Consider the following 24,355-nt stretch of genomic DNA (forward strand, 5'->3'; position numbering starts at 1 on the left):
CACATCCTCGACGACCAGCGGCGATATCCCCGAAAACACCATCCGCACAAGCTCGTTGCCATCCATCACACCAACAACAACGACCTCGACCACCCTCCGTCACCACCGAATGTGAGACAGAGCCGTTCCTTTTACAGTCCCCGACGATCAGCCGGAAATCGGTACGCTCGGTCGGCCGGTGCAGCGGCATGGCCACTGGTACCGGGCACTCGCTGAACAGGCACTCGGCATGGAAGACCCGAGCTGTCAGCATGCGGCCTGTCAGGATGCCAGATCGGTGGTACTCGGCAGGCACCAGTCTGAGCATTCCGTTCAATTCGACTGCCACTGTGCGGTGTACGAGGTCTGCCTCCGTGTGGGCGGGTCGGGGCGTGTCATGCGCGTCAGGAACGCGCGGGGGCGGGGTCACCGTACCGTCAGCCTTCCGGTAGCTAGGGGGATGTCGTAGCGCATCCAGGACCGCATGGCTGCGGCGGTATGGACCTGGCCGGTACCCACGGTGCGGTATCCGTCGAAGGTCCAGGCCGTCACTTCCAGGAAGCGGCCTTGGCCTGTGTGGATGTTCAGTTCCAGGTTGAGGTAGACGGGACGCTTCGCGACGGCGAAGCCCTGCCAGGAGTGATCCCAACGGAAGAGGCCGCCGAGATCGGGGTCTTCCCATACCGGGAGACGGTTGCTTCGGAAGGCTGCCCGGCAGTTCAGAATCCATAGATCGGTATGCGCCTCCCGGGCTGTGACCTCTGCGGATGGGAGGCCCCTGCACTGTGCTTCGGCTCGCTTGCCGCAGCGGAGGTAGCAATCGGCCCGCCGGTTCCCGAGCCGGATCTCGGCTTCCACTCCCCAGCGTATTCACGCAGGTCGTAGACGGGGTCATTGGGGGTGATGCGTTCCAGTCGGTCGAGGAGGAGTTGGGGGCTGGTGATGGTGCGGGGGGTGAGGCGGGCGGCCTTGTGGCGTGCGAGGTGATCGATTCGGGTGGCCGGGTCGAGTTGTGTCAGCAGGCATTTGCCCACGGCGCTGGCGTGGGCGGCCGCCCGGAAGTCCACCCACTCGGTGACAGCCGGCGTGATGGGTCCGTCTGCCATCTGCGTGATCCGAACCACGCCGTCGGCGTAGCGGCTGAGGTAGACGGCGGCTCCGACGCTGTCGCGGGCCAGGGCGAGCGTGTGCTGAAGCTGCTTGGTCAGCCCGCCGGGGGAAGCCAGGCGCTCGAGCGCCGGTCCCGGAGCGTAGACGCTGCTTTCGGTGATGGGCTGGGCGAAGTCCTCCTCCCGTAGCATCGCCAGGACCTGCTGGAGCTGCTCGCCGGGGACTCCGGACTCCCGAGAGATCTGTCGGACGCCCACGCCCAAGGGGTGCTGTTCCAGGACTCGGACAACGCGTTCGGCGATACGGGCTCGCCGCATCGCGTCGCTGTCTCGTGGGCCCGGGCAGTCCTGCGCATGGTGCGGTGCCAGCACAAGCGACCAGCCGATGAACAGCAATAGAGCGGCAGCGAGCAGCGCAGACGTAGTCGGGAAGTTCGCGTCGAGCGCCACCCTCTGTGGCTGTGGGAAGACCGTGTTCTCCCGAAGGCCCAGAGAGGGTGACCAACGGTGGATCAGCGGGTGAAGGTGCTCCGGCGCCGGCGGACGCTGGTTTCCATGGTGTGCGGGGCGGTAACGGTGCAGTCTTTCGGGACGGTCCGGATGGCCAGTGTTACGCCGCTGGTGATCTGGCAGCGGCGGCCGATGGCGACACCGGGCCCGATGCTGATGTTGTTGCCCGTTTGGGTGTCGTCGCCGATGACGGCTCCGAATTGGGTGGTCCCGGACCGGTACAGGCCGCTGCCGGTCCGCATGATCACTTCTCGGTCGGGCTTCCGCATGTCTGAGGTCATGTTGATCGCGGCCACGGTGACTCCGGCGGACAGGTGGGCTCGGGCCCCGAGGATCGTTCGGTTGACGCCGATCCGGTGCCCGAGAACGGCACCTTCCCCGACGAAGGCGCCGGTGACTTCGCAGTTGAAGCCGACCCGGGCTCCGGCGCACAGCACGCTGCCCTTGCGCACAGTCGTGAACTCGTGGACCTGGACGTCCGGACCGATGATCACATCGTCTCCGACGATCGCTGTGGGGTGGATGAACGCGGAGGGATGGATGCGCCGGTCCTCCCCCAGTGTGACGAGGGCTTCGCGCTGCAGGCCCGTCCACTGGGCCAGGAAGTCGGCGAGCTCGAACTTTTCCAGGCTGCCGTACGGTGTCGTGGCGATGGCTCCCCGGGTGGGGGCGGTGACGTAGTCACCGAGGATGATCTGTTCCATTGCAGTGGCCTTTCATACGGTTCGGGGCTCGGGTTCGTCGGGGGCACCACGCTGTTCATCTGGTCCCGGAAGGAAGTGGACCTCGGCGTGTGGGTGGCGCTGACCGTGGCCCGCACCCGGTCCGTGGCGGGGCTGAGGGCCTGGTGCGCGGGAGTCACCGAGGGTGTCCGGACGTCCGGCGGCCCCCGGCGCCCGATGCGCTGGCGAACGGTCCGGCGACTGACCAGCCTGTGCTTCCTCCGGTCGTCTAAGCCGCGGTGTGCTCCCGCCGAAGCCATTCCGGGGCGGCGGCCGGGGTGTTCTGGAGCCACTTCACATATCGGGTCACCCCCTCGGCGATGGTGACCTTCGGTTTCCAGCCCAGGATGTTCTCCATCCGGCGGGTGGCCGCGTACCCGCCGAGGGGGTCGCCGGCGGGAAGCGGCGTCTCCAGAAGCGGCGTGTTCGGGTAGTGGTCCTGGACCAGCTGTGCGATCTGCCTGACGCTGGTGGGGACGCCGGTGCCGATGTTCAAGGTCTCGGTGTGGGCGCGAGGGCTGACCAGGGCCCGTAAGGTGCCCTCGGCGATGTCGTCCACGTGGATCATGTCCCGTACCTGCCTGCCGCCGCCGTTGAGGTGGAGTGGGAGACCGAGGTGGGCCCGTGCGGTGAACCAGGCCACGACCCAGGAGTGGGAGTTGGGCTTGATGGTCTGCGGTTCGCCGTAGACGGAGAAGTACCGGACGATCGCGTAGGAGGTGCCGACCTGGTCGAGGAGGAGCGCGGTCTGCTCCTCGCCCCAGGCCTTGGTGTTGCCGTACACGGACTTGGGACGTGTGCGGGTGAACTCGTGGAACTGGGGCGGGATGCGTCCGTGGACGGATTCCAGTAGCTGGCGCATGGTCAGGAGGTCGGGGCTGTCGGTCTCCTCGGGGTTCCCGTCGCCGTAGACGCTGGCAGAGGAGACGAACACCATCCGGCGGACGCGCTCGGTCGCGGCGACGGCGTCCAGCACGCTCTGGGTCCCCGCCACGTTGGTGTCGATGGCGGCCAACGGGTCGCGGGTGCAGGCGGCGACGTCCGCCAGGGCGGCGGCGTGGATCACGTAGTCCGATTCCGCGACGAGTTTCCGTACCAGCACGGTGTCCCGGACATCTCCCAGCACCACGTCCGGGTCCCCCAGCCGGACACCGAACAGGTCGGCGTACACCTGCTCGGGGTAGGCGTTCATGGTGCACAGAACAACCGGGCGGGCGCCGAGGTCGCGCAGCTGAGCGGTAATACGAGAGCCGATGAGACCCGCGCCGCCGGTCACCAGGACGGTGGCGCCGGTAAGAGCACCGAGGTCTGAGCGGTGGTGCACGATGCCTCCAGAAATGGGTTCGGGTGGAACGTGGCGGGCGGCCTGCCTTGCAATCAGTGAAGCGGTGACCACAGTGCGCAGGTACCGTGGGCACTGGAGCAGTCCGTTCAATCCGTTCAAGATCGGTTCAGGGAGTGCGAGTTGTCGGACAGCCGGAATCCGAACACCGCGCTGGCGGACGTCATCGCCGAGGCCGGGTGCACGTACGAGTCCCTGGCCAGGGACATTCGCACAATCGCCGCCGAGGCCGGGACGGAACTACACACCTCCCGCTCAGCCGTCCACTCCTGGGTCACAGGCGGTACCCCTAACGGCCAGACCCGCGCCTACATCGCCGAGGCCCTCACCAGACGGATGAAGCGGAAGGTCACGCTCGCCGAGATCGGTCTAGGCTGCGCAGGCATCGGGGAAGCCCTGGGGGCCGATCCGTTGGCCACCGCCACAGACCTCGGGAGATTCGTGATGCTCCGTCGCAGGGACTTCCTCAACGCCGCCTTCGCCACGGCTGCCGTCGGTCTGCCGCTCACCTACGACCACGAAGCTGTCGCCGCCACGCTCAGGGCGGCCGAACGCGGCGGCAGCATCGGTGCGGAAGAAGTCGCCACTGTCCGGCAGCTCACCGAAACCTTCCGCAGCGTGGACGACCGCCTCGGCGGCGGCCACGGGCTGACCACAGTGACCGCCTACCTCACCGACACGGTCATCCCCATGCTGGAGGGACGCTTCGGCTCCACATCGGTGCGACAAAGCGCCTTCGGGGCGGCGGCGAGTCTGGCGTGCCTGGTCGGCTGGAAGCACCACGACCTGGGCCGCGAAGGCGCAGCCCAACGCTACTACCTGCTCGGATTCCAACTGGCCTGCGAGTCCGATCCGGACGGGCACGGCGCGTGGATGATGCGGGCCCTGACGCACCAGGCACTCGACCTCGGCCACCCCGCCTCCTGCATCGGCCTGGCGGAGGAAGCGCTTCGACGCTCTTCAGGCAAGGTCGACCGCCAGACCGAAGCACTCCTGCGAGTCACGTGCGCCAGGGCCTACGGAGCCGGCGGAGAGAGCGAGAAGGCGGCGGCGGCCTTGGTGTCGGCCGAAGACGCGATGCTCGCCGGCAACGACCAGGTGCCCTCCTACGCGGCCGCCTCCGGGCCCGTCTCGGCCACCCTCGCCTCGCACACCGGCAAGACCCTGACCGAAATGAAGGACCACCGGGCAGCGGAGAAGCACTACCGCGCGGCACTCAAGGGCCGGGTCCCGGGCACCTACCAGCGCGTGCACGGCCTCACCATGGTCAACCTCGGCAAGTCGGTCGCCGCCCAGCACCGGCACGAGGAAGCCGTGGCCCTGTGGAATCGCTCCCTCAACTTCATGGACGGCGTGGCGTCCGACCGGAACCGGAAGGAAATCCGATCGATCCAGTCCGCGGCGGCCGGCTACCGACAACGCCGAATCCCCGGAGCCGACGCCCTCAGCCGGCGCGCCACCGACCTGCTGCGAGCCCAGGCATGAACGACCCCCGTACGAACACGCCCACCGTCGGCGTCGTGATCCTCACCATGGGAGACCGGGAGAAGGAACTCCAGGCCCTCCTCGACTCGGTAGCAGCCCAAGAAGGGGATCCCACGCAGGTCGTCGTGCTCGGTCAGGGAGTAACCCTGCCTCCCCTTCCCGACGGGGTCGCGGCCGTCGAACTACCGATGAACCTGGGCATCCCCGAAGGCAGGAACGCCGGAGTGCGGTGGCTTCGCAAGCACGGGGGCGTCGACATCGTGCTGGTCCTGGACGACGACGGCCTACTCCCCCAGACCGACACGCTGCGACTGGTCAGGGAGGCTTTCACCACCAACCCGCGCCTGGGGATCGTGGGCTTTCGCATCGCGGACGAGGAAGGCGTCTCCCAGCGCAGACACGTTCCCCGCCTCGGCGGCGCCGATCCACTGCGCTCAGGACGGGTCACGACCTTCCTGGGCGGCGCCCACGCCATCCGGATGAACGTGATCGACGAGGTCGGCGACTTCCCGGCACAGTTCTTCTACGCCCACGAGGAAACCGACTTCGCCTGGCGCGCCCTCGACGCCGACTGGGACATCGACTACCGCGCCGACTTGGTCCTGACCCATCCCCGGACCCCGGCGTCCCGCCATGCCGTCTACTACCGCAACACCGCACGCAACCGCGTCTGGCTGGCGAAACGGCACCTGCCCGCCATCCTGGTGCCGGTCTACCTCGCCTCCTGGGCGACGTACACCCTAGCCCAGCGGCCCCCGCTGGCAGGGCTGAAAGCCTGGTGGGCCGGATTCTTCGAGGGCATGCGAACCGCGTGCCCGCCGCGCCGTCCCATGCGATGGCGGACCGTGTGGCGCATGACCCGGCTGGGCCGACCGCCGGTGATCTAACACCACCAGCCTCCATTGCCTTGCCTACCAAGCCGAAGCTGGGCGGACTACCGCGTTCGTTGAAAGCCCATAGGCAACGCCCGTGTGCCTCCCGCGTGCGTCTCGCGCGAGTTCCGATTCGCGCTGAAAAGCAAGGGCTGCCCTGCGCTACCGCAACTACAGCACCGAGGCTGGAACCATGACGAAGCCTTAGCGACTTGGGGTCCCAGAGAAAGTCTGTCACCAGCCGCCATCTCGGTGGGTGGGCTGGTTCAGGTGAGGAGCGAGGCGAGGACTGCGGTCGTGGTGGCGGCGAGGGTGATGACCGTGGCGAAGGTGGTGGCGGCACGGGTGAGGGCGGCGGGGTAGCTGGCGCCGTCCATGCGGGCGAGTTTGCCCGCGCTGGCCGCGGCCAGCAGCGCGATGAGGAGTACGAGTGCGGTGGTCAGGAGGACAACGGCGACGGTCACGGCAGGCTCCAGATGTTCGGTGAGATGTTGACGTGCTCGAAGGTCGCGGAAACCGTGTGCGCCGGGGTTCGCCGGGACGAAGATGAACACCGGCGAACACATCCGGGGGCAGGGGCGAGCACATGCAAGGCGAGCAGGGAGGCCACACGCCGGCACTGACCGAACTTCGCGGGAGACTGTCCGCCGGGCTTGCCGCGGCCGACCTGGACCAGACGCAGCTCGCCGCCCGGGCGGGACTGGCACGCACCACCGTGTCGGAGGCGCTCTCGCCCAACAAGCCTGTGCCGTCTCCGCGGACGGTGGCGGCGCTGGCCCGTGCATTGAAGTTGCCGGTCCAGGAGTTACTTGCGTTGCAGGGAACCGCGGCCGAGGAGTCGGGCACGGTCACCACGCACGGGCCGGGGCGTCCGATCGCCGATTGGGAGCCGCATTCTCTGGAGGTGCATCCTGCCGGGCCCAGCACCGGATCACAGTCCGATACCTCCATGGCGCGGGCGCTGCCCGGGTATGTGTCCCGCGAGCACGACCGGGCGCTGAGTAGCGCGGTCCGGGATGTCATGGCCGGTCACAGCCGGATCGTGGTGCTGGTGGGCACCTCGTCGACGGGGAAGACACGGGTGGCTATGTCAGTGGTTGTGGGAGGCGTTTGTCGCTGAGTTGGAGTGTCGCTCGGGGCCTCAGTGGGTCTCGAATATCGGCGAGTTTGGGAGTCGCCTGAACGTTCGATCACCCCTCGGAGGGGTGCGGCTTGGGCCGTAGGATGCGTGTGTGGCTCGATTTGATGAGGTCAAGGCGACGTTCTGGGGTGAGGGCCTCTATGGGGTTCAGCCACCGTTGACTGACCAGGCTGTTCAGGACGCTGAGGTTCAGCTCGGGGTCCGTTTGCCGTCTTCGCTTCTGGAGCTTCTGCGGGGCCAGAACGGTGGTGTGGTGGCGGCGCGATGGGACGCCTTCCCGACTGATACGCCAACTTCGTGGAGCGAGGGCCATGTTCCGCTCGACATGATCATGGGAATTGGCCGCCACAATGGCCAGTCGTCGTTGCTGGATACCGGCTATTTGGTGGAGGAGTGGGGACTGCCGTCCCCGCTCGTCCTGCTCTCAGGCGATGGGCACTGCTGGATCGCGCTCGACTACCGGGTTTGTGGCTGGCAGGGTGAGCCGTCGGTGACGTGGTTCGATACGGACATGAACTCGGAACTCGCCCTGGCTGCGGACTTTAGGGCATTCGTGGAGGGCCTCACCTCCGCTGAGGGCTTCGGCGTCGACGGTTCGGACGGGGATCTGCCAGCGCACTGACCCGGAGCGGCTGGTGTCGCTCTTTAGCCCGCCGCCCTGTCTGCCTGGGCTTTGGTGTGGGCGAGGCGGTAGGACTCGGTTCCGGTCTGGATGATGTTGCCGCCGAAGGTGAGGCGGTCGACGATGGCCGCGCAGAGCCGGGGGTCGGTGAACGTCTTGGTCCAGCTTCCGAACGATTCGTTCGAGGCGATCGCCACACAGTTCTTTTCCTCACGCTCGGTCAAAACCTGGAAGAGGAGTTCGGCGCCGCGGCGGTCGAGTTCCATGTAGCCGAGTTCGTCGATGCAGAGAAGGTCGACGCGTCCGTAGCGGGCGATGGTCTTGGTCAGCTGCTTCTCATCCGCGGCCTCGACGAGCTCGTTCACGAGCTTCGTGGCCAGGGTGTAGCGGACCCGGTGGCCCTTCATCGCGGCCTCGGTGCCCAGCGCGATCAGCAGGTAGGACTTGCCGGTCCCGGAGTCGCCGATCAGGCAGAGCGGCTGGCCCTTGCGGACCCACTCGCACTTGGCCAGCGTATGGATGGCGGCGGGGTCGACGTTCGGTTGGCGTCGAAGTCGAAGGCCCGCAGGGACTTGTCGCGGGGAAAGGCGGCGGCTTTGATGCGGCGCTCGGAGCGGCGGCGGGCCCGGTCGTCGCACTCGGACATCAGGAGCTCGGCCAGGAACCCGCGGTAGGACATCTGCTCGCGGGAGGCCACGGCTGCAAGGTCGGGGAACTGGCTTCGGATGGTGGGCAGCCGCAGCATGCGGCAGGCCTGGTCGATCGCTGTGGTGGCGGCTTCTTCGGTGAGTTCGCGCTGGCGGGGGACGGTCATGTTGCTTCTCCCTGGCTGGTGCCCCGGCCGCCGCTGTGGCGGCGGTTGAGTAGTTGGTCGTAGGCGGCCACCGAGGGCAGGGGCCGGGTGTCGGGCGGCAGGTGGGTCAGCCGGTAGTCAGCGAGGAACGTCACCGTGGCATGCTCCTCCCGAAGTGGGGCAGGCGGCTCGGGAGCCGGAGCGGGCGGTGCTGGGGTGTCGCCTTCGGCGGCCCTGCGGGCCTCCAGCGCGACCGCGTCGGCGTCAGGGCGCTGGCCCGGAAGGCGGCGGCCAGGCCCGCGACGACGTGCTCGTGGCGCATGTGACGGCCGAGCAGAAGCACCTGGATCAACGCCCGGGTCCCTTCGGAGTCTCCGTGGGCCGAGCGGACCGCGGCCCACCAGTTGTCATGAACCGGGGTGAACAACCTGCCAGCCGAGCGGGCCTGCTCCAGCGCGGTCGAGCCGGGGAAGGCACCGGGCTTGCGGATGAGGGCTTCGAGGTAGTGGTCCAGGACCAGATGGGAGCCGCCCCGGGTGCTCAGGCGCTCGTGCTGGGCCACTTCGCTGCGGCCGTCGTAGACGACGAGGTCGTTGGCGTTCAGGAGCACCCGCACCGACTGGCCGATGTGGCGACCGCAAGGGGAACGGCTACCACTCGGAGAACCACATCCTGGACCAGCTGACCGCCAAGGGGTTCAAGCCGACTCAGATCACCGAACTGTACAGCGAGCGCAGTCCCTGCCCGGTGTGTGGCCCCATGCTGGAAGACGCCCTGCCATCGGGTACTCCGATCTCATGGTCCGTCCCCGACGGACCGGGTTCAGGCGATCTCCTTTACAGCATGATCCGCGCATTCGGGGGGAGGTCTGGGTTCAGCCGATCCGAAGAGCAGTAGCGAACGTAACAGGGGTGTGTGCCGGACCTCCTCGCGAGGTTCACCACGCCCACCAGGAGAAATGAAGAAACATCATGACTGAGTTCGGGTTCACCCGTGCCGCCGACGACGTGGTCGCCATTCGAATCGAGCTAGCCGACCTGGTTGTCCAGGCACTTCAGCGCGCCGGCTTGCCAGCCTTCCGCGACGGGGAGTCCGACAGCCCGGACCAGGCAGGCGCGGTCGTCTACGTCGATACCGATGCCGAGACGGCCTCGGCAGCCGTATCCGTGGGCTGGAGGTGTGACGCCGGCCCGCTCCAAGCCGCTGTGGACGCTCTCGTCTCACGGAGTTCTCCTGATGCACGCGCCGTCCGTTATCCCGGAATGGTCGGTCTCCACATGCAAAGTGCGTTGATTAGAATCCTCTTGACGGCGGGGATCATCGCAACTCTGGAGAACGACAACATGAATCCGGACTACGTCCTGGTATTCGGTCAGGTCTCCGACTTGCCACCAGCACTGCGGCCCACGTTCAGTCCCGCCGCGAGCTAACCTGCACATCTGCGAAAGGTCCGCCGGTCTTTCCGGCGGACCGTTTCGGCTGCTCTGAGCCGCACGTACGGTCCGCAGCATCCTGGCTGGTACGCGAGTGGCATGAACAGCGCCGGCGCCGGGAAGCGAGGCCTGGCCGTGCCCCGAGTGCGGATGCGCGGTCTGCCCGCCCGACCAGGACGGGGACGGCTGGAACACAGAAGCCGCCGCGCCTGGCGGACCGGTGCGGCATCCGGCGTTCCCGCGCTGAGGACATCGCCCGCGAGGCGCGCGAACGCGCGGAAGAAGCGGCTTTGGAGCGTCAGGCCAAGGGAAACGGCTGGTCGCTTTCCGCCGCGCAACCGTCGATCTCCAGGCGAACGACCCCCCGGCCAGGCCAACGCGGTCAACGGGTGGCCCGCCTTGGGGCCGTCAGTGGTCGACGAGGTGATGGGGCCGGCGGGCCGCGAGAGCGGGCCCTGCCGGCGAGGCCGGTGTCGCAGCTGGTGCCGGGCGGTGCCTCGCGTCTTGTTGCGTCCCGCGGTTTGGGTTACATGCGGCGTTCGCGGTTGTTCCAGATTCCGTAGAGGGCGGCGATGGCGACGGCGTAGGAGGCGAGGTCTTGGGTGGTGATGTGGCCGAAGAGGATGAGCAGGCTGCCGATGCCGAGTGCGGCGGCGAAGGCGGCAAGGTCGGTGGAGGGTCGCTGGGGGCTGGGAGTGGAAGACATGCCGGTGCTGCCTTTCAAGTCGGTGGAACCGGTGGCTGCGGGTGACCGGTTCTTACAGACTTGGTCGGCGGCGGGTTGTTGCGGAAGATACCAAGATCGTTGTTGCCGGTACTCGGTGTCCGGCAATAACCGGTGGGGAAGCTGGGGGCAATGGCGGGTGGGGGGAAGGGCGGGAGGCCCGGGTGGCGCGACCTGGAGGGTGAGGACGGCCGTCGGAAGAGGTGGAGTCCCGAAGGCGGTACGGCCGGTGGCGAGGAGTTGGCCGCTTGGGTGGAGCATCTGCGTGATCTTCTGTCTGTCTTTGCCACGGACCGGGAAGCGGCTGCGGTCCTCAAAGAGGACACGGGCAAGATCTCCCTGTACGTGAACGGACGTGCGGTTCCGCCGGCCGGCTTCGTCGACAAGCTGCTGCGGGCAGCGCGTCCGGCGGGTGCTCCGGTCACCGATGAAGTCCGCGTGGTGACACGTACCCGACATTTGGCGGCCCTGGAGACCATCAGTCCCGTCCGCGCCGAGAAGTACAGGGCTGCCTACGAGCGCGATGCGTTGATGAGGGAAGTCGAATTGTTGGAGGAACGGGAGAGGGTTCTCCGGCAGGAGATCGCGGCGTCATCCCGGAATGCGCATGAGGAGATTCAGCGGCTGCGGGCGGGACACGCCGCAGAACGGCAGCGGCTCACCGAGGAGCTCGGCCACGCCCGGGAACAAGTGCGCGCACTGGAACAGCGGCTCGCCGAAACCGTCCGGCTCGCCGAACAGGCTCAGCAGGCGAATGAGGCAGACCGGCGGCAACTGATGCGTTCCCGCGACCGGGAAAGGAGCCGGCTGAACTCCGCCCGGCAGCGGATTGTCGAGCTGCAGGCCGAAGCTGGTGTGCGCGAGCGTGCCCGTCAGGCAGAGGCAGAGCGCCTGTCGGCGACGGCCCGCGGGCGGATCGAAGCTCTGGAGGACGAGCTGGCCCACACGCTCCGTGCCCTCGCCGAAGCCGAGGAGCGGGCGGACTACCTCCTTGAGCGCCTGCTGGATTCGCAGACCGAGATCGAGCGCATCCGTTCGGCTGAGGACCGCGAAGCCGCCGCCGCCCAGGCGGTAGCGGAAGCACTGAGCGTCGTGGACCGCGCCTACGCACAGCAGCAGGCCGAGCCCGACGATGAGCCTGATCCGCCGAAAGTACTTGTTTCCGTTTCGCCAACAACTGCCACCAGCAACGAAAGCGATGCATCCCAGGGCCCGCGACCTGTCGCGGCCGCCGGCCCGAGCCCCGGCCGCGGCGCCGGATCAGCACGACCGTGGGCGCCGCACAACCGGCGAAAACGGAGCCCGTGGGCGCGCCGGGCTGCGCTCTACACCGGACGCGCGGTCATCTTGATCCTCGGCCTGACAGCCCTCGCCATCGGGCTGGTCGAAGCAGCCGATCTCCGCCACGACACGATGGCACCCCAGAACGCATCACGCTGCGCCCCCACTGGCATTGCCACCGCTCGCGACGATTGCCTGGGCCGCGAGACCGGACACGTCGCGGATATGAAGCCCGGGGACGACGCCACCCCCTACCGGCTGACCATCACCAGGCCCTCGGGGAAGACCGAGACCGATCTCGTGGTCGATTTCGACCTCTACCGTGCCGTGCGCAGCGGATCCGCCGTGGACCTGGACATCTGGAAAGACCACATCGTCAAGATCGGTGCGGCGGGCAAAAGCAGCCGCATCGAGCACACGGCGCTGCCCGCCACTGTGCGGATATGGCTGCTCCTCACGTTCGGAACACTGGCAGCGCTGTGTGCTGTGCTGGCGGACAAAGGGACGCCATGGATCTGGATCGGCATTTGCGTCGCCCCGTTGCTCGCCATCTGGACAGCCTGCGCATCCACCGCGGCCCTTGGGCTCGTCGAATGGTGGGCTGTGGCAATATCCATCGTGTTCTGGCTACCCGCACCAGCGTTTACTGCCGCCTTCCTCATATTCAACCGTGACTCATGAGGCGATGCGGACGGCGGCCAGGCGTTCGCGTTGTAGCTCCTCGGTGTGGCCGTGGGGGCCCAGGACGTGTCCTGTGCGGCTTGTGTCGACGGTGCCGGGCCCATGTCGTGTTCGTCAGCCGGGCATGCCGAGGGCGGTGTCCGGGCCGCAGTACGGGCAGGGTTCCACGCCTTCGGCGAGCATGCGGCGCGCCTGCTCCCGGCCGATGGGCTTGCCCTTGCCCATCCGGCACGCGCCGAGGTGAACACGCAGCACCTGTGGGCTGCCGGGGGTCCGTATCGCCTCCGCCTTCCAGTCCGGAGGCGGCGGCAACGGTAGCCGGCTCTGCTCCTCGGCCAGGGCCGCCTCCAGGGCGGCGATGGTGCGCGCGACCTGGTGCTGCTGCCAGGTCAGCCATGCCTGGACGGCCCGCCACCGCTCCAGCCGCTCCTTCGTGTCGCTCATGACGGTCGCGGTCCTGGGTCGGAGACGGTGAAGGTGCCGTCGGTGTAGCGCACCACCAGCTGCTGTTCCCCGCCCGCGGCGGCCTCGGCGGCCCGCCGCAGCTCCACCCGCCGGACCGCGCTGTACCCGCCGGCCCGCCAGAACGGATGCCCGCTGATCAAGCAGGACAGGCCGATCAGTTCCCTCCGCAGCTCCGCAGCCCCCTTCTCCTGTCCGACGGCAAGCAGGTTGTACGTGCGGGTCCACTGCTGCCGGAGGTGGATCAGGTCGTCGGGGAAGGGGAATGATGCCATCCACTTAGTGAAACATGTGTTCGAATACTTACGCGACGCGCCCACGAGGTCATCTCCAGAGGCGGCGAAACGGTTCACTACAGCCCCGTCATCGAGAGGACCCGCCCATGAGCACCCCCATACCGCGCCCTGTACCCGTGACCTGGTCGCGGGACCAGGCCGGCCCCTGCCGGCGATGTCAGACCACCACCCATAGATACGGGATGGGTGGGAACCCGCTGTGTACGGCGTGCCGAGAACGTCTGAGGGAGGCATAGCACCGCCATTCGTGAGGCATCCCGGGTGCTCTCCGGCAGGCCGCCTTGGAGGGCTGACGCTGGTCGTGGGGACCTGCGCGTGTGAAGGAGGGCCCGGAGTGACGTTGCGGCCGCCGGTGGAGCCGATGTTGGCGCGGGCTGTGGAGTCGGTGCCGGGCTCCGGCGTGCTGGGCGAGCCGGCGTTTGAGCAGAAGTTCGACGGTTACCGGGCGCTGCTCTTCACGGAGACCGGGGCGGCCGCAGACCGGCTGCTGGTGCAGACCCGGCGCGGGATCCTGATCGAGGACCGGTTTCCCGACCTCGTCGCCGCTGCCGAGCAGCTGCCCGACGGCTTGGTCCTCGACGGTGAACTGGTCGTCTGGGACATGGCTGCGGGCCGGCTGTCGTTCGAGGGATTGCAACGCCGCACCGCCGCCCGTGGCCGCGCCGCGCGCGAGCTCGCCGCGTCGCTGCCCGCGTTCTTCATCGCCTTCGACGTCCTCCAGGAGGACGGTGTCGAGTTGCTGCGCCGCCCGTATCGCCGGCGCCGCCTGCGGCTGGAGGCCCTGTTCGCCGGCCACCGGCTGAAGACGCCGTGGACGTTGTGCCCGATGACCACGGATTTGATCACGGCGCAGAAGTGGTTGGAGTCCTGGACCGATGTCCCCGGCCTCGAAGGCATCGTGGTCAAGGCCATGGACCAGCCCTATCAGCCGGGATACAGAGGCTGGTACAAACTGAGGCGGCGGGACACCACGGAGGCGATCATCGGCGCGATCACCGGCACTCTGCTGCGGCCACAGCTCCTTCTCTTGGGCCGCCACGACGCCCACGACCGGCTGCGCCCCACCGGCCGCACGGTCCCCCTGCGCCCGGAAGCGGCCCATCTCGTCGCCGGCAGCATCACCGCCGCCGACGAGGACCACCCCTGGACCGGCATGCGGTTCGCCTCGACGTGGAGCAGCCGCGACTCCTTGGACGTGACCCTGGTCCGTCCCGAGCTGGTCGCCGAGATCAGCGCCGACACCGCCGTCGACCACGGCGGCATCTACCGCCACCCCGTCCGCTTCAAACGCCTGCGCCTGGACCTCACGACGCGGGACGTACCCCGGTTCGGGGCGGAACCGGACACGGCTGCGGGCTGAGACAGCAGACGGTCCTCACGCACAACATCGGGCGCCTGTCGTTCAGGACAGCGCCCGGTCGTAGGAGTCCGCTGGGGTTCCCAGGCGTGATCCGAGGCGGAATCGCATCTCGCCGGCCGCCCGACGAACCTCCTCTGAGCGGGTCTCGTCCTCAAGGGCGCCCAGAAGCATCATGACCGCTCTGGCCTCGTCCTCGGTCAGCAGCTTGAGCCGGGTCTCGCCCGCGGCATCGAGGAGCGCGTCGAGGAAGTCTTCGTCCATGCCACCACAACGCCCCACGGCCTTCGTCGTCACAGGCATGCGGGGCTGACCGATTGCGGGGGCCGGCTGCCGGCCGTCGGGTGTTCGCCCGGCCGGCCCCCTGTGGCGGTGGAGGTACCGGTGAGGGTGCGAGGCTGGAATGAGAGCCTTCGCAAGGAGATGTGAAGATGCGCCCTATTTGGTCCGGTGCGATCAGTTTTGGACTGGTCACGATTCCGATCAAGGTCTACCCGGCTACCGAGTCGCACGCGATCTCACTCCACCAGTTCCACGTCGCGGACGGGGGCCGGATCCGGTACCGCAAGGTGTGCGAGGTCGACGGCAAGGAGTTGACCTCGGAGGAGATCACCCGCGGCTATGAGACGGCGGTGGGCACCATTCCGGTCACCGACGAGGACCTGGACGCGCTGCCCCTGCCCACCGCGAAGGCGATCGAGATCGTGGCGTTCGTGCCCACCGAGAGCATCGACCCGATCCGCATCGGCTCCTCTTACTACCTGGCCGCCGAGGGCGTCGCCGCCAAGCCGTACGAGCTTTTGCGCCAAGCCTTGGAGCGGTCTTCGAAGGTGGCGGTGGCCAAGTTCGCGATGCGCGACCGGGAGCGGCTCGGGCTGCTCAGGGTGCTGGACGATGTGATCGTTTTGCACGGGATGCGGTGGCCGGACGAGATCCGCGACGCTTCCCAGGTCGACGTCCCCGACGTCGAGGTCTCCGACGAGGAGATCGACGCGGCCATCGCCCTCGCGGACACCCTCTCCGGCCGGGACCTCGGCCAGATGCACGACGAGTACCGCGAGGCGCTGGAGAAACTGATCGAGGCCAAGACCGCCGGCACCCGGCCCGAGCCGGTCGAGACCCCCGCCCCGGCCTCGGCGGAGGTCGTGGACCTCATGGCCATGCTGGAGAAGTCCGTCAGCCAGGCCAAAGCCTCCCGCACCGGCGGCGCCGATGCCACCGTCCACGACCTGCCCGCCGCGAAGAAGACCACCAAGAAGACTCCCACGAAGAAGACGGCCGCCAAGGAGGCTCCGGCGAAGAAGAGCGCCGGCCGCAAACCCCGCAGCGCCTGAACCGGTCCGGGCCGGCTCGGCCTCGCGGGCTGACCGCCGGTCCTTTTCAGGGAGCTTGGCCCGGGGTCGGTTTGGGGGTCCCGGTGGGGGTCGCGTGCCGCGGGCCGGTGTCTGTGCCCTTGCTCCGTTCGAGGGTGACTGTCTTTCTCCCGAACACGCGGAAATCTGTGTCGGCTGGAGTAGACATTGAATGGTCGGGTGGTTATGGTTTCTCTCGTAACCGAGAAGGACCGCAGGGCCTGGCAGAGACGAACTGCCGGGCAGTAGTACACGCAGTACCCGTAGTTGCAGTGCGCAGGACGGTGCGGTGACGGAGTTTCGAAGCCAGGGTTGTTGCAGGACGGCGACGGGACTGGTGACCGGACCGGGTGGCCCGCGGTGATCAGGGGCCGCCGCAAGCAGTACCGCAGTTGGTAGTACCAGCAGTGAAGTAGTGGGCAGCACCTCGGTGAAGGCGTCGGCTGCGGGCGCGCGCATCGGGAGGTTCGGCAGTGGGGTTCTAAGCCAGAGCAGACGCAGGATGGGCGACGGGGCTGGCTGCCGAAGTGGCGCTCTGACAGGTCACCAGCAGTACGCAACACCCGGCAGTACACGCAGTTCGCAGTATCAGCAGTACCCGCGTGGCAGCAGTTCGCAGTATGAGCAGTACGCAGTTCCCGTTTGGTAAGTGAGTGATCCAGAGGGAAAGAACGGAGGAACCAGGGCGCCATCAGGATCGCCCGGACGAGCAGTAAGGAGTCCGGGTACCGCAGGACATCGATAGTGAGGTGGTCTCCGGTCACGCATCCGCGATCCCCGCACCCCCGACGCCGTTCAGGTCGGGTGGGCGGAAACAGAAGGCCGGCGCAGTACCAGGGCCGGCAGATGGTGTGAGTAGTTCCTTCGGGGCCCTGGTGCCATTGGCACCAGGGCCCCTCCACGTGTTCCACAGAGAGGTTCGATGACCGCAGACGATCCGTTCGGCCGTCTCGATGACGACGACTACCCCGCCTACACCATGGGCCGGGCCGCCGACATGCTCGGCACCACCCAAGGCTTCCTCCGCGCCATCGGCGAGCACCGCCTGATCACCCCGCTTCGCTCGCCGGGCGGGCATCGCCGCTACTCCCGCTACCAGCTGCGTATCGCCGCCCGCGCGCGCGAGCTCGTCGACCAGGGCACCCCGATCGAGGCGGCCTGCCGGATCGTCATCCTCGAAGACCAACTCGAGGAAGCAAAGCGCATCAACGCCGAATACCGCCGCACCGCCCAATCCCCGTTCCCTCCGGCCGCGGCCTGAAGACCGGCCGGAACCGCCGCCACGTCAGGCGACCCGCCGCACCCGCGCACCGCCCCCGGGGTGGTCGTGCGGCGGCCGTGTTGCGGAACCGATTCTGCTCCCGCTCGCCGAGAATGGGATCCACACCGCCCCGGAAGGCCCCGAGCGTCCGGGGCGGCCCTATGTACTGCCGCGTTCTATGCAGCCGTCGGGTTTTGCCGCCGCCGGGGGAGCCGCGCCGTCCCTGGGACAACGCCGGCAGGGTCCGCCCGGCCGGTGTCCGGTACGCCCCGATCAGGGCCGCCCGCTGTGTGTCTGGCCTGCCGCATCAGACGAAGACTGAGGCGAGCGGTGCGTGTGTGTGCGAAGAATTCCGCAGAACGGTTGTTACTTGATCAACTACTCCGGGTGGGTGAGACGGGGCAGGAGTGCGCCTGGTGGTGCGCCGGAGCGCGTTGTCCGTGGCTGCCGTTTGTGGGGCAGGTGAGCGTGGGGGCGAGGAATGTCAGGGTCACGGCGGGTGGATGTGGGTGGGGTGTACAGGCGAGTGTGACGGAAATGTCCCTGCCCGGTAACCGCCCTCGCGGGGTGCTGCGCCTGGGCCAGGCGGGGGTCGAGAGTGTGGGCCTCGGCTCGCTCCGGGCTCGGGATTCCGCACCGGTTGCCGTCTCCTGCTTCGGCGGGTGGGGCACTGTTGTTGAGGGAGTGTCACCCATGTCTTCTGCTTCTTCCGTTCGTCGTATCGCCGCGACCGTTCTGGCCGCCGGGGCTGTGGTGGGTGCTGCCGCGCTGCCGGCGACCGCGCAGGATCGTGACCACGGCCGGCATCCGCGGGTGGAGATCAGTCGGGTCCAGGCCGACAGTCCCGGACGCGATGACCGCTCCAACCGGTCGTTGAACGGGGAGTGGGTGGAGATCACCAATACCACGCGCGATGCCGTCAACCTCCGCGGCTGGACCCTCCGGGATGAGGACGGCAACCGGTACCGCTTCGACAACGTCCGCATCAACGGCCGCGCCACCATCCGCATCCACACCGGCAGCGGCCACGACACCCGTACCGACCTGTTCCAAAACCGCCGCGACTACATCTGGGACAACCACGCCGACACCGCCACGCTGCGCGATGACCGCGGCCGCACGGTCGACACCGAGTCCTGGGGCCACCGCCACCACTGACCGGTGTCAGGGTGCGGGCGGCCGTCTGGACGGCGGGCGGCCGCTCGCACCGCACTTCACAGGGCGAGCCGGCCGGCCCGGGTGATGGAGCAGGGCAGTACCGGCTGCGGGGCTGTCCGGGAGCCAGGGGTACGCCCGTGGGATCGGGCCTGGCTGTCACGGGGCCGACGGTGGGCGACGAGAGGGTGAGGCCCGGGAGTCAGGGGGAAGGGTGACGCCCGGGCCGGTGTCGCGTACCGCGGGGGAGCGGTGTGCATTGCGTCGCGACACCTGGAGGAACGATTCGCCGGCCGGGAGGTAGCGGGCCTGGAAGGCGGAATCGGTCTACGGCTGCCCGGACTGGGGCGGGAGCCGGCGGGTCTGGTGGCGGGGCAGCGGTCATGTGACTGGTCACGCCAGGCGGCACCTCCCCCAGCACCGCCAACAGGCCGGTGCCCGGCGCGGTCAGCCGGTGCAGCGACGCCCCGAACTCCCGGGCCGTCAGCTCGGCGAGAGTGTCGGCGTCGGTGGACCAGCCGGACAACCGGTTCTTCCCGTTGGCTGGTCGGCCAGGACCAGCTACGGGTCATGGAGCCGGAACCGGTGCGCGGCGCCTGTGGGACCGGAGCGGGACCGGCTGATACACCTTGCTTTGAGGTCTGCCGAGGCGGGAGGAGCCTGCTTTCCCCGCCTCGGCCGGGCGTCAGTTTCGTCTCAGTGGGGCGTCTCAGCCGCGTGGTTAAGGCTGTATTTGGGGATCTCGACGGTCAGGTCTTCGGTTCCCACGCGGGCCTGACACGACAGCCTGGACGTGGGCTCCAGACCCCACGATGTGTCGAGGTAGTCCTCTTCCAGATCATCGACCCCGTTCAGAGAACCGAATCCCTCGCGACGTGGGGTGCAGGCACACACACCGCCGCATGCAGCCTCGATTTCGATGTGGTTGTCGTGGGCGACCTCGAGGATCGACCTGCCGGGCTCGGCCAGACCTGTGGCCCGGCTCGCGGCCGTCGCGCTGATCGCTGACCGCAAGCCCAGTTCTGCCGCGATCGAAGGAGGGGAGCGTGCAGTTGTGCCCGGAGCCGGTTGGACCGCCTGCCTCCGGGCACGTGGCTGCATCCACCGGCAGGCCGTCGACGCGCGGAGCAGTGATCGTTTCTTCGGTGAAACATGGCGTCCAGCCGGGTGAGTTGCCCGACAAGCAGCTTCCGGTCGTGCCGCTCACTCGGCTACAACCCGGGTCGTGATCAAGACATTGATGCGGCGTGGCCTGCCCGTGCTCGCCCTTGCCGCTTTACCCCTTCTCGCCTCCCCCGTTACCGCGGTCGCCGGCATGTCGGCCGGGAGTGGACCGCCTGCTGCTCAGGCCGCTCCTGGTGCGGCGGGTGCCGCGGGGCTGCGGGCACCGTTGCCGCTGTTCGAGGCGATCGACCGGCTCCCGGTCGCGCAGGAGCACCGCGCGGGCTACAAGCGGGATCTGTACAAACACTGGAACCGTGGCCTGAACGCCGGCGACGGCTGTGACACCCGCAAGGAGGTCATCCTGGCGGAAGCCGTGACGGCGCCGCAGGTCGAGGCGGGCTGCAAGCTGACCGGCGGTTCCTGGCGCTCCGCCTATGACAACGTCGTGGTGACCGACGCGGCCCGTCTCGACGTCGACCACTTCGTTCCGCTTGCCGAGGTCTACGACTCCGAACGGACGCCGTGGTCGGCGGCACGGCGCGAGGCGTACGCGAACGACCAGAACAGCCCCGACACGCTGATCGCGGTCTCGGCCGCCTCCAACCGCTCCAAGGCGGACAAGGATCCCGCCGAGTGGCTGCCCTCGGACGGCGCCTACCACTGCACCTATGCCGCGACCTGGGTCGGCACGAAGCTGCGCTGGGACCTGGCCGTCGACGACGCCGAGCGCCAGGCCCTCCTCGGCCTGGCCGAAGACTGCGCGACGACCACCGTCGTGTACGAGCCCGCACCGTAAGCCCTGCGCAAACCCCCCAAGCCCTTGTTTCCGGTCGTGCGTGGATTGCGCACGGCGTACCCAGAACGGAACCCTCAGCATGACCATCGCCCCCCGCAAGGCCCTCGCCGTCGCCGCGCTGTTCCTGACGGCATCCCTCCTGCCGGCCGGTCAGGCCCAGGCGACCGACACCGCCCAGCCGGCCGCGCTCACCCCGGGCCTGTACTGCCTGGCCAACGCCTTTGGCACCCCGGACATCTCCACGAAGCCCTGCGACGGCGCGGACCGCGGTCAGCACTGGACGGTCTCGGGCCAGCAGATCTCCCTCACCAACGCGCGCGCCTACTGCCTGGCCAACACCTGGAACACCCCGACCGTCTCGGTGAAGCCGTGCAACCCCAAGGACCAGGGGCAGTACTGGAACGTGACGGGCCAGCGGATTTCGCTCGCCTTCACCCCCGCCTACTGCTTCGCCAACACCTGGAACACCCCGAACCTTTCCACCAAGCCCTGCGACGGCGCCGACCGCGGACAGAACTGGGCGATCTTCAACGACCAGATCAGCCTGGCCCTGGCCTGACGCACCCCGCCGCGCCCGGGGCAGGCACACCGGCCCCGGGCGTCCCGGCAGGCACCGGCCGGGGAGGCGGGACCCTTCCAGTGCGTGGATGGTGTTGCGTCCGGCGGTGGAGCCGATGTTGGCGCAGGCCGCCGAGGTGATCCCGCCGGTGCGTCCGTTCGCGTCCGGGGTGGCGTATGAGCAGAAGTTCGACGGCTACCGGGCGCTGGTGTTCACCCCGGCCACCCCGGGTGGGCGGGTGCTGCTCCAGACCCGCCGCGGCGCTCTGGACCAGGGCGCGTTCCCCGATCTGGTCGCGGCCGCCGAGCAGCTCCCCGCCGGCCTGGTCCTCGACGGTGAATTGCTCGTGTGGGACGCCGAGGCGGGCGCCCTGTCGTTCGAGGGGTTGCAGCGTCGGGCCGCCGCCCGCACCCGCAGCGATCCCGCGCTGGCCGCGAAGCTGCCGGCCTTTTTCGTGGCGTTCGACCTCTTGCAGCAAGGTGGCCGGGAGCTGCTGGACCTGCCGTATGTGGAGCGCCGCGCCCGCCTGGAGGCACTGTTCACCGACCACGCCCTGACGGCCCCGTGGACGCTGTGTCCGATGACGACGGACCCGGCCCAGGCCCGGGAATGGCTCGACTCGTGGACGGATGTGTCCGGCGTCGAGGGCATCGTCCGGGCTTCTTGAGGTGTGTTCACGCACACGCGGGTCGTTGGCGGTGCGCGCCCCGAAGGCGCGATGTCCTTCGGGGCGCGCGGCAGGGGTTCGGGTTCAGGCGTTGTAGCCGCCGTGGGCGTCCAGCACTGCGCCCGTGACGTACGACGCGGCGGGGCTCGCCAGGAAGGCGATCGCCGCGGCGATTTCGTCGGGGTGCCCCATGCGTTGCAGGGACAGCGAGCTGAGCAGGGCCTTGAGGGTCTCGGGGTCCGGCGGTTGCATGCCGCCCTCCATCAGTCCGGCCTCCACGACGTTGGCCGTGATGTTCCGGGGCCCGAGGTCGCGTGCGACGCCCATGGTGTACCTCTCGATCCCGGACTTGGTCGCCGAGTAGTCGGCAAGGCCGGGGGCGCCGACCCGGGAGCCTAGTCCGGAACTCACTGTGATGATGCGGCCGCCCGCGCGCAGCACTCGGGAGGCGGCCCGGATGACGGCGATCACGCCGAGGTAGTTGGTGGCGTGCATCCGGTCCAGTGCGGCGGTGTCGGCATCCGGGTCGTCCACCCTGCCGGCCACGGAGATCGCCGCGTTGTTGACGAGGATGTCCAGGCCGCCGAAGTGCGCGACCACGTCGTCGATCAGCGCCGGCGCCCGGCTCGTGTCCGCCTGGTCGGACTGGAAGGCGACGGCCACGGCTCCCTTGCCGTGCACCTCGTCGACGACGGCCTGCGCCTGTTTCTCGGAGCTGACGTAGGTGAAGGCGACGTCGGCGCCCTGCTCGGCCAGCAGTCGTACGGTCGCGGCTCCCAGTCCGCGCGACCCCCCGGTGACCAGGGCGATCTTGCCCGTGAGTGGCTTGCTCATTCTTCTCACCTCGTTGATTGACCCTTCCCGGCAGTCGCAACGTTAATTGTTACGACAGGCTGTTGCAACCTTCACTGTTACGACTGCCGTAACATGAAGCGTTGCGGCCGAGAGGAGGAGTCCATGAGCGCCAACAGCAGGCTGACCATCGCCGCCCACGCGCTGGCCTGGATCGGCCTCTACCAGCGCCAGGGCCATGAGGTCGCCACCTCCGAGCAGATCGCGACCAGCGCGAACACCAACCCAGTGGTGATCAGACGGCTGCTCGGCGAGCTACGCAGGGCCGGGCTCGTGGAGTCCCGGCGGGGCGTGGGCGCGGGCTGGTCGTTGGCACGCGAGCTGGAGTCGATGACCCTGCTCGACGTGTACGAGGCAGTGGAACCCGGCCCGCTGTTCGCAATGCACCGCACCACCCCGGATCAAGGATGCGTGGTGGGTCACGGCATCCAGCCGGCGATGCAGAGCATCTACGAGGGCATCGAGGAGACCCTGAGACACGAGCTGGCCCGCGTCACGCTCGCGGACGTACTCCGGGACGTACTCGCGGCACCTCGCTAGCCTCCCCGTTACGCCCTGACATCACCAAGACCCCCATCCATGCCCAGGCCGGCGAACAGCCTGGCAACCAGTCACGCCGCAGACCGTTGCGGTATCAGACCGTGTCCTACGAGCTCGTAACTTGATCTTGTTGTAGTGCCCTTGTCCGGCGTGACCGATGTGACGATTCCGCCGGTCGGGAGGATGTGAGCACCCGGCCATGGATAGTGGACGACGACTGTGGGCGCTGATCGAGCCGCTGCTGCCGCCCTGGCCAGAGAAGTCGCCGGGCCCACGGCCGGTACTGGACCGGCTGTGTCTGCAGGGCATCCTGTACGTCCTCTACAACGACATAGCCTGGCAACTCCTGCCGCTGGAGCTGGGATTCGGCTCGGGACAGACCTGCTGGCGGCGCCTGGACCGCTGGCAGCAGGCCGGAGTCTTCGACCAACTGCACCGCATCCTGCTCGCCGAGCTGAACGCGGCCGGCGAACTCGATTGGTCCCGCGCGTGCGTGGACGGTTCCCACATCCGCGCGAAAAAGGGGGCGCCGACACCGGTCCGTCGCCGGTCGACCGCCGCAAGACGGGCAGCAAACACCACCTGATCTGCGACGGACGCGGCACCCCGCTCAAGGTCATCACCACCGCGGCCAACGTCAACGACGTCACCCAGACCCTCCCCCTGGTCGATGGCATCCCGCCCGTGGCCGGACGGCCCGGGCGGCCACGCCGCCGCCCCGACTCGCTCCTCGGCGACAAGGGCTACGACTCCAACCCCGCCCGCCGAAAGTTGCGCAAGCGGCGGATCCTGCCGGTCATCTCCCGCAAGGGCGCCCCGAACATCAAGGGCCTGGGCAAACTCCGTTACGTCGTGGAGCAGACCCTCGCCCTGCTCCACCAGTTCAAACGCCTTGCCGTCCGTTGGGAACGCCGAACCGAACTCCACAACGCCTTCGTCTCGTTGGCCTGCAGCCTCATCTGCTGGAGACGCCTCAAGAAGGCCCACCCATGATCGTGTTACGAGCTCTATGCCGCGCAGTACCGACCGACGTGCAACAACGTTGTTTCCGTGTGAGGAACGGACCGGGCTCTACTAGGGCCTGTGTGAGGTTGTGATCAGTCGGGGGGTTTGAGGAGGTCGTCGATCCAAATCATTGCGGCGCGGAGGTGGAGGCCGGCGAGGTAGCTTTCGGGTGACTTGTCGTAGCGGGTGGCGATG

General features: G+C 68.3%; 27 protein-coding genes and 2 pseudogenes. 17 read left to right on the forward strand and 12 right to left on the reverse strand.

The window, feature by feature from the left end; translation table 11 throughout:
* Positions 1 to 698 precede the first annotated feature (698 nt).
* Both E6R62_RS35370 and E6R62_RS35375 read right to left on the reverse strand, forming a co-directional pair.
* Positions 699 to 1,538 (reverse strand): IclR family transcriptional regulator C-terminal domain-containing protein, encoded by an 840-nt coding sequence (locus E6R62_RS35370; protein WP_240802084.1) that lies wholly within the window; start codon positions 1,536 to 1,538, stop codon positions 699 to 701.
* A 62-nt stretch (positions 1,539 to 1,600) separates the two neighbouring features.
* Positions 1,601 to 2,302: a transferase gene (locus E6R62_RS35375; RefSeq protein WP_136217576.1), complete on the reverse strand. Its 702-nt coding sequence runs from the start codon at positions 2,300 to 2,302 to the stop codon at positions 1,601 to 1,603.
* Between the two features lie 75 nt (positions 2,303 to 2,377).
* Here E6R62_RS35375 and E6R62_RS41530 point away from each other — a divergent pair.
* Positions 2,378 to 2,527, forward strand: a pseudogene (locus E6R62_RS41530) (glycosyltransferase family 2 protein); the annotation flags it as partial.
* Between the two features lie 22 nt (positions 2,528 to 2,549).
* On the opposite strand, the gene E6R62_RS35385 reads toward E6R62_RS41530, so the two are convergent.
* Positions 2,550 to 3,644 carry an NAD(P)-dependent oxidoreductase gene (locus tag E6R62_RS35385; RefSeq protein ID WP_136217577.1) on the reverse strand — a complete coding sequence of 365 codons (1,095 nt, stop codon included), beginning with the start codon at positions 3,642 to 3,644 and terminating at the stop codon, positions 2,550 to 2,552.
* A gap of 141 nt (positions 3,645 to 3,785) precedes the next feature.
* On the opposite strand from E6R62_RS35385, the gene E6R62_RS35390 reads away from it, so the two are divergent.
* Together E6R62_RS35390 and E6R62_RS35395 are read left to right on the forward strand one after the other, a co-directional pair.
* Entirely contained in the window at positions 3,786 to 5,147 is a 1,362-nt protein-coding gene (locus E6R62_RS35390) for a tetratricopeptide repeat protein (protein WP_136217578.1), read from the forward strand.
* On the forward strand, positions 5,144 to 6,034 hold the full coding sequence (locus E6R62_RS35395; protein ID WP_136217579.1) for a glycosyltransferase family 2 protein: 891 nt from the start codon (positions 5,144 to 5,146) through the stop codon (positions 6,032 to 6,034). Before E6R62_RS35390 ends, E6R62_RS35395 begins: the two co-directional genes overlap by 4 nt.
* 251 nt (positions 6,035 to 6,285) lie before the next feature.
* Here E6R62_RS35395 and E6R62_RS35400 read toward each other — a convergent pair whose 3' ends face one another.
* Positions 6,286 to 6,483 (reverse strand): hypothetical protein, encoded by a 198-nt coding sequence (locus E6R62_RS35400; protein ID WP_136217580.1) that lies wholly within the window; start codon positions 6,481 to 6,483, stop codon positions 6,286 to 6,288.
* Between the two features lie 122 nt (positions 6,484 to 6,605).
* On the opposite strand from E6R62_RS35400, the gene E6R62_RS35405 reads away from it, so the two are divergent.
* Both E6R62_RS35405 and E6R62_RS35410 read left to right on the forward strand, forming a co-directional pair.
* Positions 6,606 to 7,139, forward strand: coding sequence for a helix-turn-helix transcriptional regulator (locus tag E6R62_RS35405; protein WP_136217581.1), 534 nt, complete (start codon positions 6,606 to 6,608; stop codon positions 7,137 to 7,139).
* A gap of 112 nt (positions 7,140 to 7,251) precedes the next feature.
* Positions 7,252 to 7,782: an SMI1/KNR4 family protein gene (locus tag E6R62_RS35410; RefSeq protein WP_136217582.1), complete on the forward strand. Its 531-nt coding sequence runs from the start codon at positions 7,252 to 7,254 to the stop codon at positions 7,780 to 7,782.
* 23 nt (positions 7,783 to 7,805) lie between these two features.
* Here E6R62_RS35410 and istB read toward each other — a convergent pair.
* The 3 genes and pseudogenes from istB to E6R62_RS35420 all read right to left on the reverse strand — a co-directional run bounded on the left by istB (position 7,806) and on the right by E6R62_RS35420 (position 9,191).
* A pseudogene (istB, locus tag E6R62_RS35415) lies at positions 7,806 to 8,596 on the reverse strand (IS21-like element helper ATPase IstB).
* On the reverse strand, positions 8,593 to 8,730 hold the full coding sequence (locus tag E6R62_RS40430) for a hypothetical protein (protein ID WP_206308942.1): 138 nt from the start codon (positions 8,728 to 8,730) through the stop codon (positions 8,593 to 8,595). Before E6R62_RS40430 ends, istB begins: the two are co-directional and overlap by 4 nt.
* On the reverse strand, positions 8,727 to 9,191 hold the full coding sequence (locus E6R62_RS35420; protein WP_206308946.1) for a hypothetical protein: 465 nt from the start codon (positions 9,189 to 9,191) through the stop codon (positions 8,727 to 8,729). Before E6R62_RS35420 ends, E6R62_RS40430 begins: the two co-directional genes overlap by 4 nt.
* A 65-nt stretch (positions 9,192 to 9,256) precedes the next feature.
* Between E6R62_RS35420 and E6R62_RS42320 the strand changes: the two genes are divergently transcribed.
* A complete protein-coding gene (locus tag E6R62_RS42320) occupies positions 9,257 to 9,472 on the forward strand; it encodes a nucleic acid/nucleotide deaminase domain-containing protein (RefSeq protein WP_368773882.1) in 216 nt (71 codons plus the stop codon).
* A 74-nt stretch (positions 9,473 to 9,546) separates the two neighbouring features.
* Positions 9,547 to 10,005, forward strand: coding sequence for a hypothetical protein (locus tag E6R62_RS35430; protein WP_136217583.1), 459 nt, complete (start codon positions 9,547 to 9,549; stop codon positions 10,003 to 10,005).
* Positions 10,006 to 10,534: 529 nt separating this feature from the next.
* Here the strand turns inward: E6R62_RS35430 and E6R62_RS35435 are convergent.
* On the reverse strand, positions 10,535 to 10,714 hold the full coding sequence (locus E6R62_RS35435; RefSeq protein ID WP_136217584.1) for a hypothetical protein: 180 nt from the start codon (positions 10,712 to 10,714) through the stop codon (positions 10,535 to 10,537).
* A gap of 270 nt (positions 10,715 to 10,984) precedes the next feature.
* On the opposite strand from E6R62_RS35435, the gene E6R62_RS35440 reads away from it, so the two are divergent.
* Positions 10,985 to 12,694, forward strand: coding sequence for a hypothetical protein (locus E6R62_RS35440; protein WP_136217585.1), 1,710 nt, complete (start codon positions 10,985 to 10,987; stop codon positions 12,692 to 12,694).
* 114 nt (positions 12,695 to 12,808) lie between these two features.
* On the opposite strand, the gene E6R62_RS35445 is transcribed toward E6R62_RS35440, so the two are convergent.
* On the reverse strand, positions 12,809 to 13,138 hold the full coding sequence (locus E6R62_RS35445; protein WP_206308943.1) for a DUF6233 domain-containing protein: 330 nt from the start codon (positions 13,136 to 13,138) through the stop codon (positions 12,809 to 12,811).
* Positions 13,135 to 13,431, reverse strand: a complete 297-nt coding sequence (locus tag E6R62_RS35450) for a hypothetical protein (protein WP_206308944.1) — start codon at positions 13,429 to 13,431, stop codon at positions 13,135 to 13,137. The genes E6R62_RS35445 and E6R62_RS35450 overlap by 4 nt, the downstream gene beginning before the upstream one ends.
* A 355-nt stretch (positions 13,432 to 13,786) precedes the next feature.
* Between E6R62_RS35450 and E6R62_RS35455 the strand changes: the two genes are divergently transcribed.
* Positions 13,787 to 14,812 carry an ATP-dependent DNA ligase gene (locus E6R62_RS35455; protein WP_240802085.1) on the forward strand — a complete coding sequence of 342 codons (1,026 nt, stop codon included), beginning with the start codon at positions 13,787 to 13,789 and terminating at the stop codon, positions 14,810 to 14,812.
* Between the two features lie 42 nt (positions 14,813 to 14,854).
* Here the strand turns inward: E6R62_RS35455 and E6R62_RS35460 are convergent, their stop codons facing one another.
* On the reverse strand, positions 14,855 to 15,073 hold the full coding sequence (locus tag E6R62_RS35460; RefSeq protein ID WP_136217586.1) for a hypothetical protein: 219 nt from the start codon (positions 15,071 to 15,073) through the stop codon (positions 14,855 to 14,857).
* A gap of 167 nt (positions 15,074 to 15,240) precedes the next feature.
* Between E6R62_RS35460 and E6R62_RS35465 the strand changes: the two genes are divergently transcribed.
* The 6 genes from E6R62_RS35465 to E6R62_RS35495 all read left to right on the forward strand — a co-directional run bounded on the left by E6R62_RS35465 (position 15,241) and on the right by E6R62_RS35495 (position 21,763).
* Positions 15,241 to 16,143: a Ku protein gene (locus E6R62_RS35465; RefSeq protein ID WP_136217587.1), complete on the forward strand. Its 903-nt coding sequence runs from the start codon at positions 15,241 to 15,243 to the stop codon at positions 16,141 to 16,143.
* A 940-nt stretch (positions 16,144 to 17,083) separates the two neighbouring features.
* Positions 17,084 to 17,422, forward strand: a complete 339-nt coding sequence (locus tag E6R62_RS35470; RefSeq protein ID WP_136217588.1) for a MerR family transcriptional regulator — start codon at positions 17,084 to 17,086, stop codon at positions 17,420 to 17,422.
* A 693-nt stretch (positions 17,423 to 18,115) separates the two neighbouring features.
* Entirely contained in the window at positions 18,116 to 18,580 is a 465-nt protein-coding gene (locus tag E6R62_RS35475) for a lamin tail domain-containing protein (RefSeq protein WP_136217589.1), read from the forward strand.
* A 1,237-nt stretch (positions 18,581 to 19,817) separates the two neighbouring features.
* Entirely contained in the window at positions 19,818 to 20,537 is a 720-nt protein-coding gene (locus E6R62_RS35485) for an HNH endonuclease family protein (RefSeq protein WP_136217598.1), read from the forward strand.
* A gap of 79 nt (positions 20,538 to 20,616) precedes the next feature.
* Entirely contained in the window at positions 20,617 to 21,096 is a 480-nt protein-coding gene (locus tag E6R62_RS35490; RefSeq protein WP_136217591.1) for a ricin-type beta-trefoil lectin domain protein, read from the forward strand.
* 88 nt (positions 21,097 to 21,184) lie between these two features.
* The gene (locus E6R62_RS35495) at positions 21,185 to 21,763 is read left to right on the forward strand and encodes a hypothetical protein (protein ID WP_240802086.1); all 579 of its coding nucleotides are present in this window, start codon (positions 21,185 to 21,187) and stop codon (positions 21,761 to 21,763) included.
* A gap of 84 nt (positions 21,764 to 21,847) precedes the next feature.
* Here E6R62_RS35495 and E6R62_RS35500 read toward each other — a convergent pair whose 3' ends face one another.
* Entirely contained in the window at positions 21,848 to 22,597 is a 750-nt protein-coding gene (locus tag E6R62_RS35500) for an SDR family NAD(P)-dependent oxidoreductase (RefSeq protein WP_136217592.1), read from the reverse strand.
* A 123-nt stretch (positions 22,598 to 22,720) separates the two neighbouring features.
* Between E6R62_RS35500 and E6R62_RS35505 the strand changes: the two genes are divergently transcribed.
* Both E6R62_RS35505 and E6R62_RS35510 read left to right on the forward strand, forming a co-directional pair.
* Positions 22,721 to 23,155: an Rrf2 family transcriptional regulator gene (locus E6R62_RS35505; RefSeq protein WP_064073143.1), complete on the forward strand. Its 435-nt coding sequence runs from the start codon at positions 22,721 to 22,723 to the stop codon at positions 23,153 to 23,155.
* Positions 23,156 to 23,354: 199 nt separating this feature from the next.
* A protein-coding gene (locus E6R62_RS35510) for an IS5 family transposase (RefSeq protein WP_136217593.1) occupies positions 23,355 to 24,148 on the forward strand; the annotation gives its coding sequence in 2 pieces (ribosomal slippage) (positions 23,355 to 23,679 and positions 23,679 to 24,148; 795 coding nt in all).
* Positions 24,149 to 24,355 lie beyond the last annotated feature (207 nt).

The organism is Streptomyces sp. A1136 (assembly GCF_004795055.1).
Taxonomy (GTDB): Bacteria; Actinomycetota; Actinomycetes; order Streptomycetales; family Streptomycetaceae; genus Streptomyces.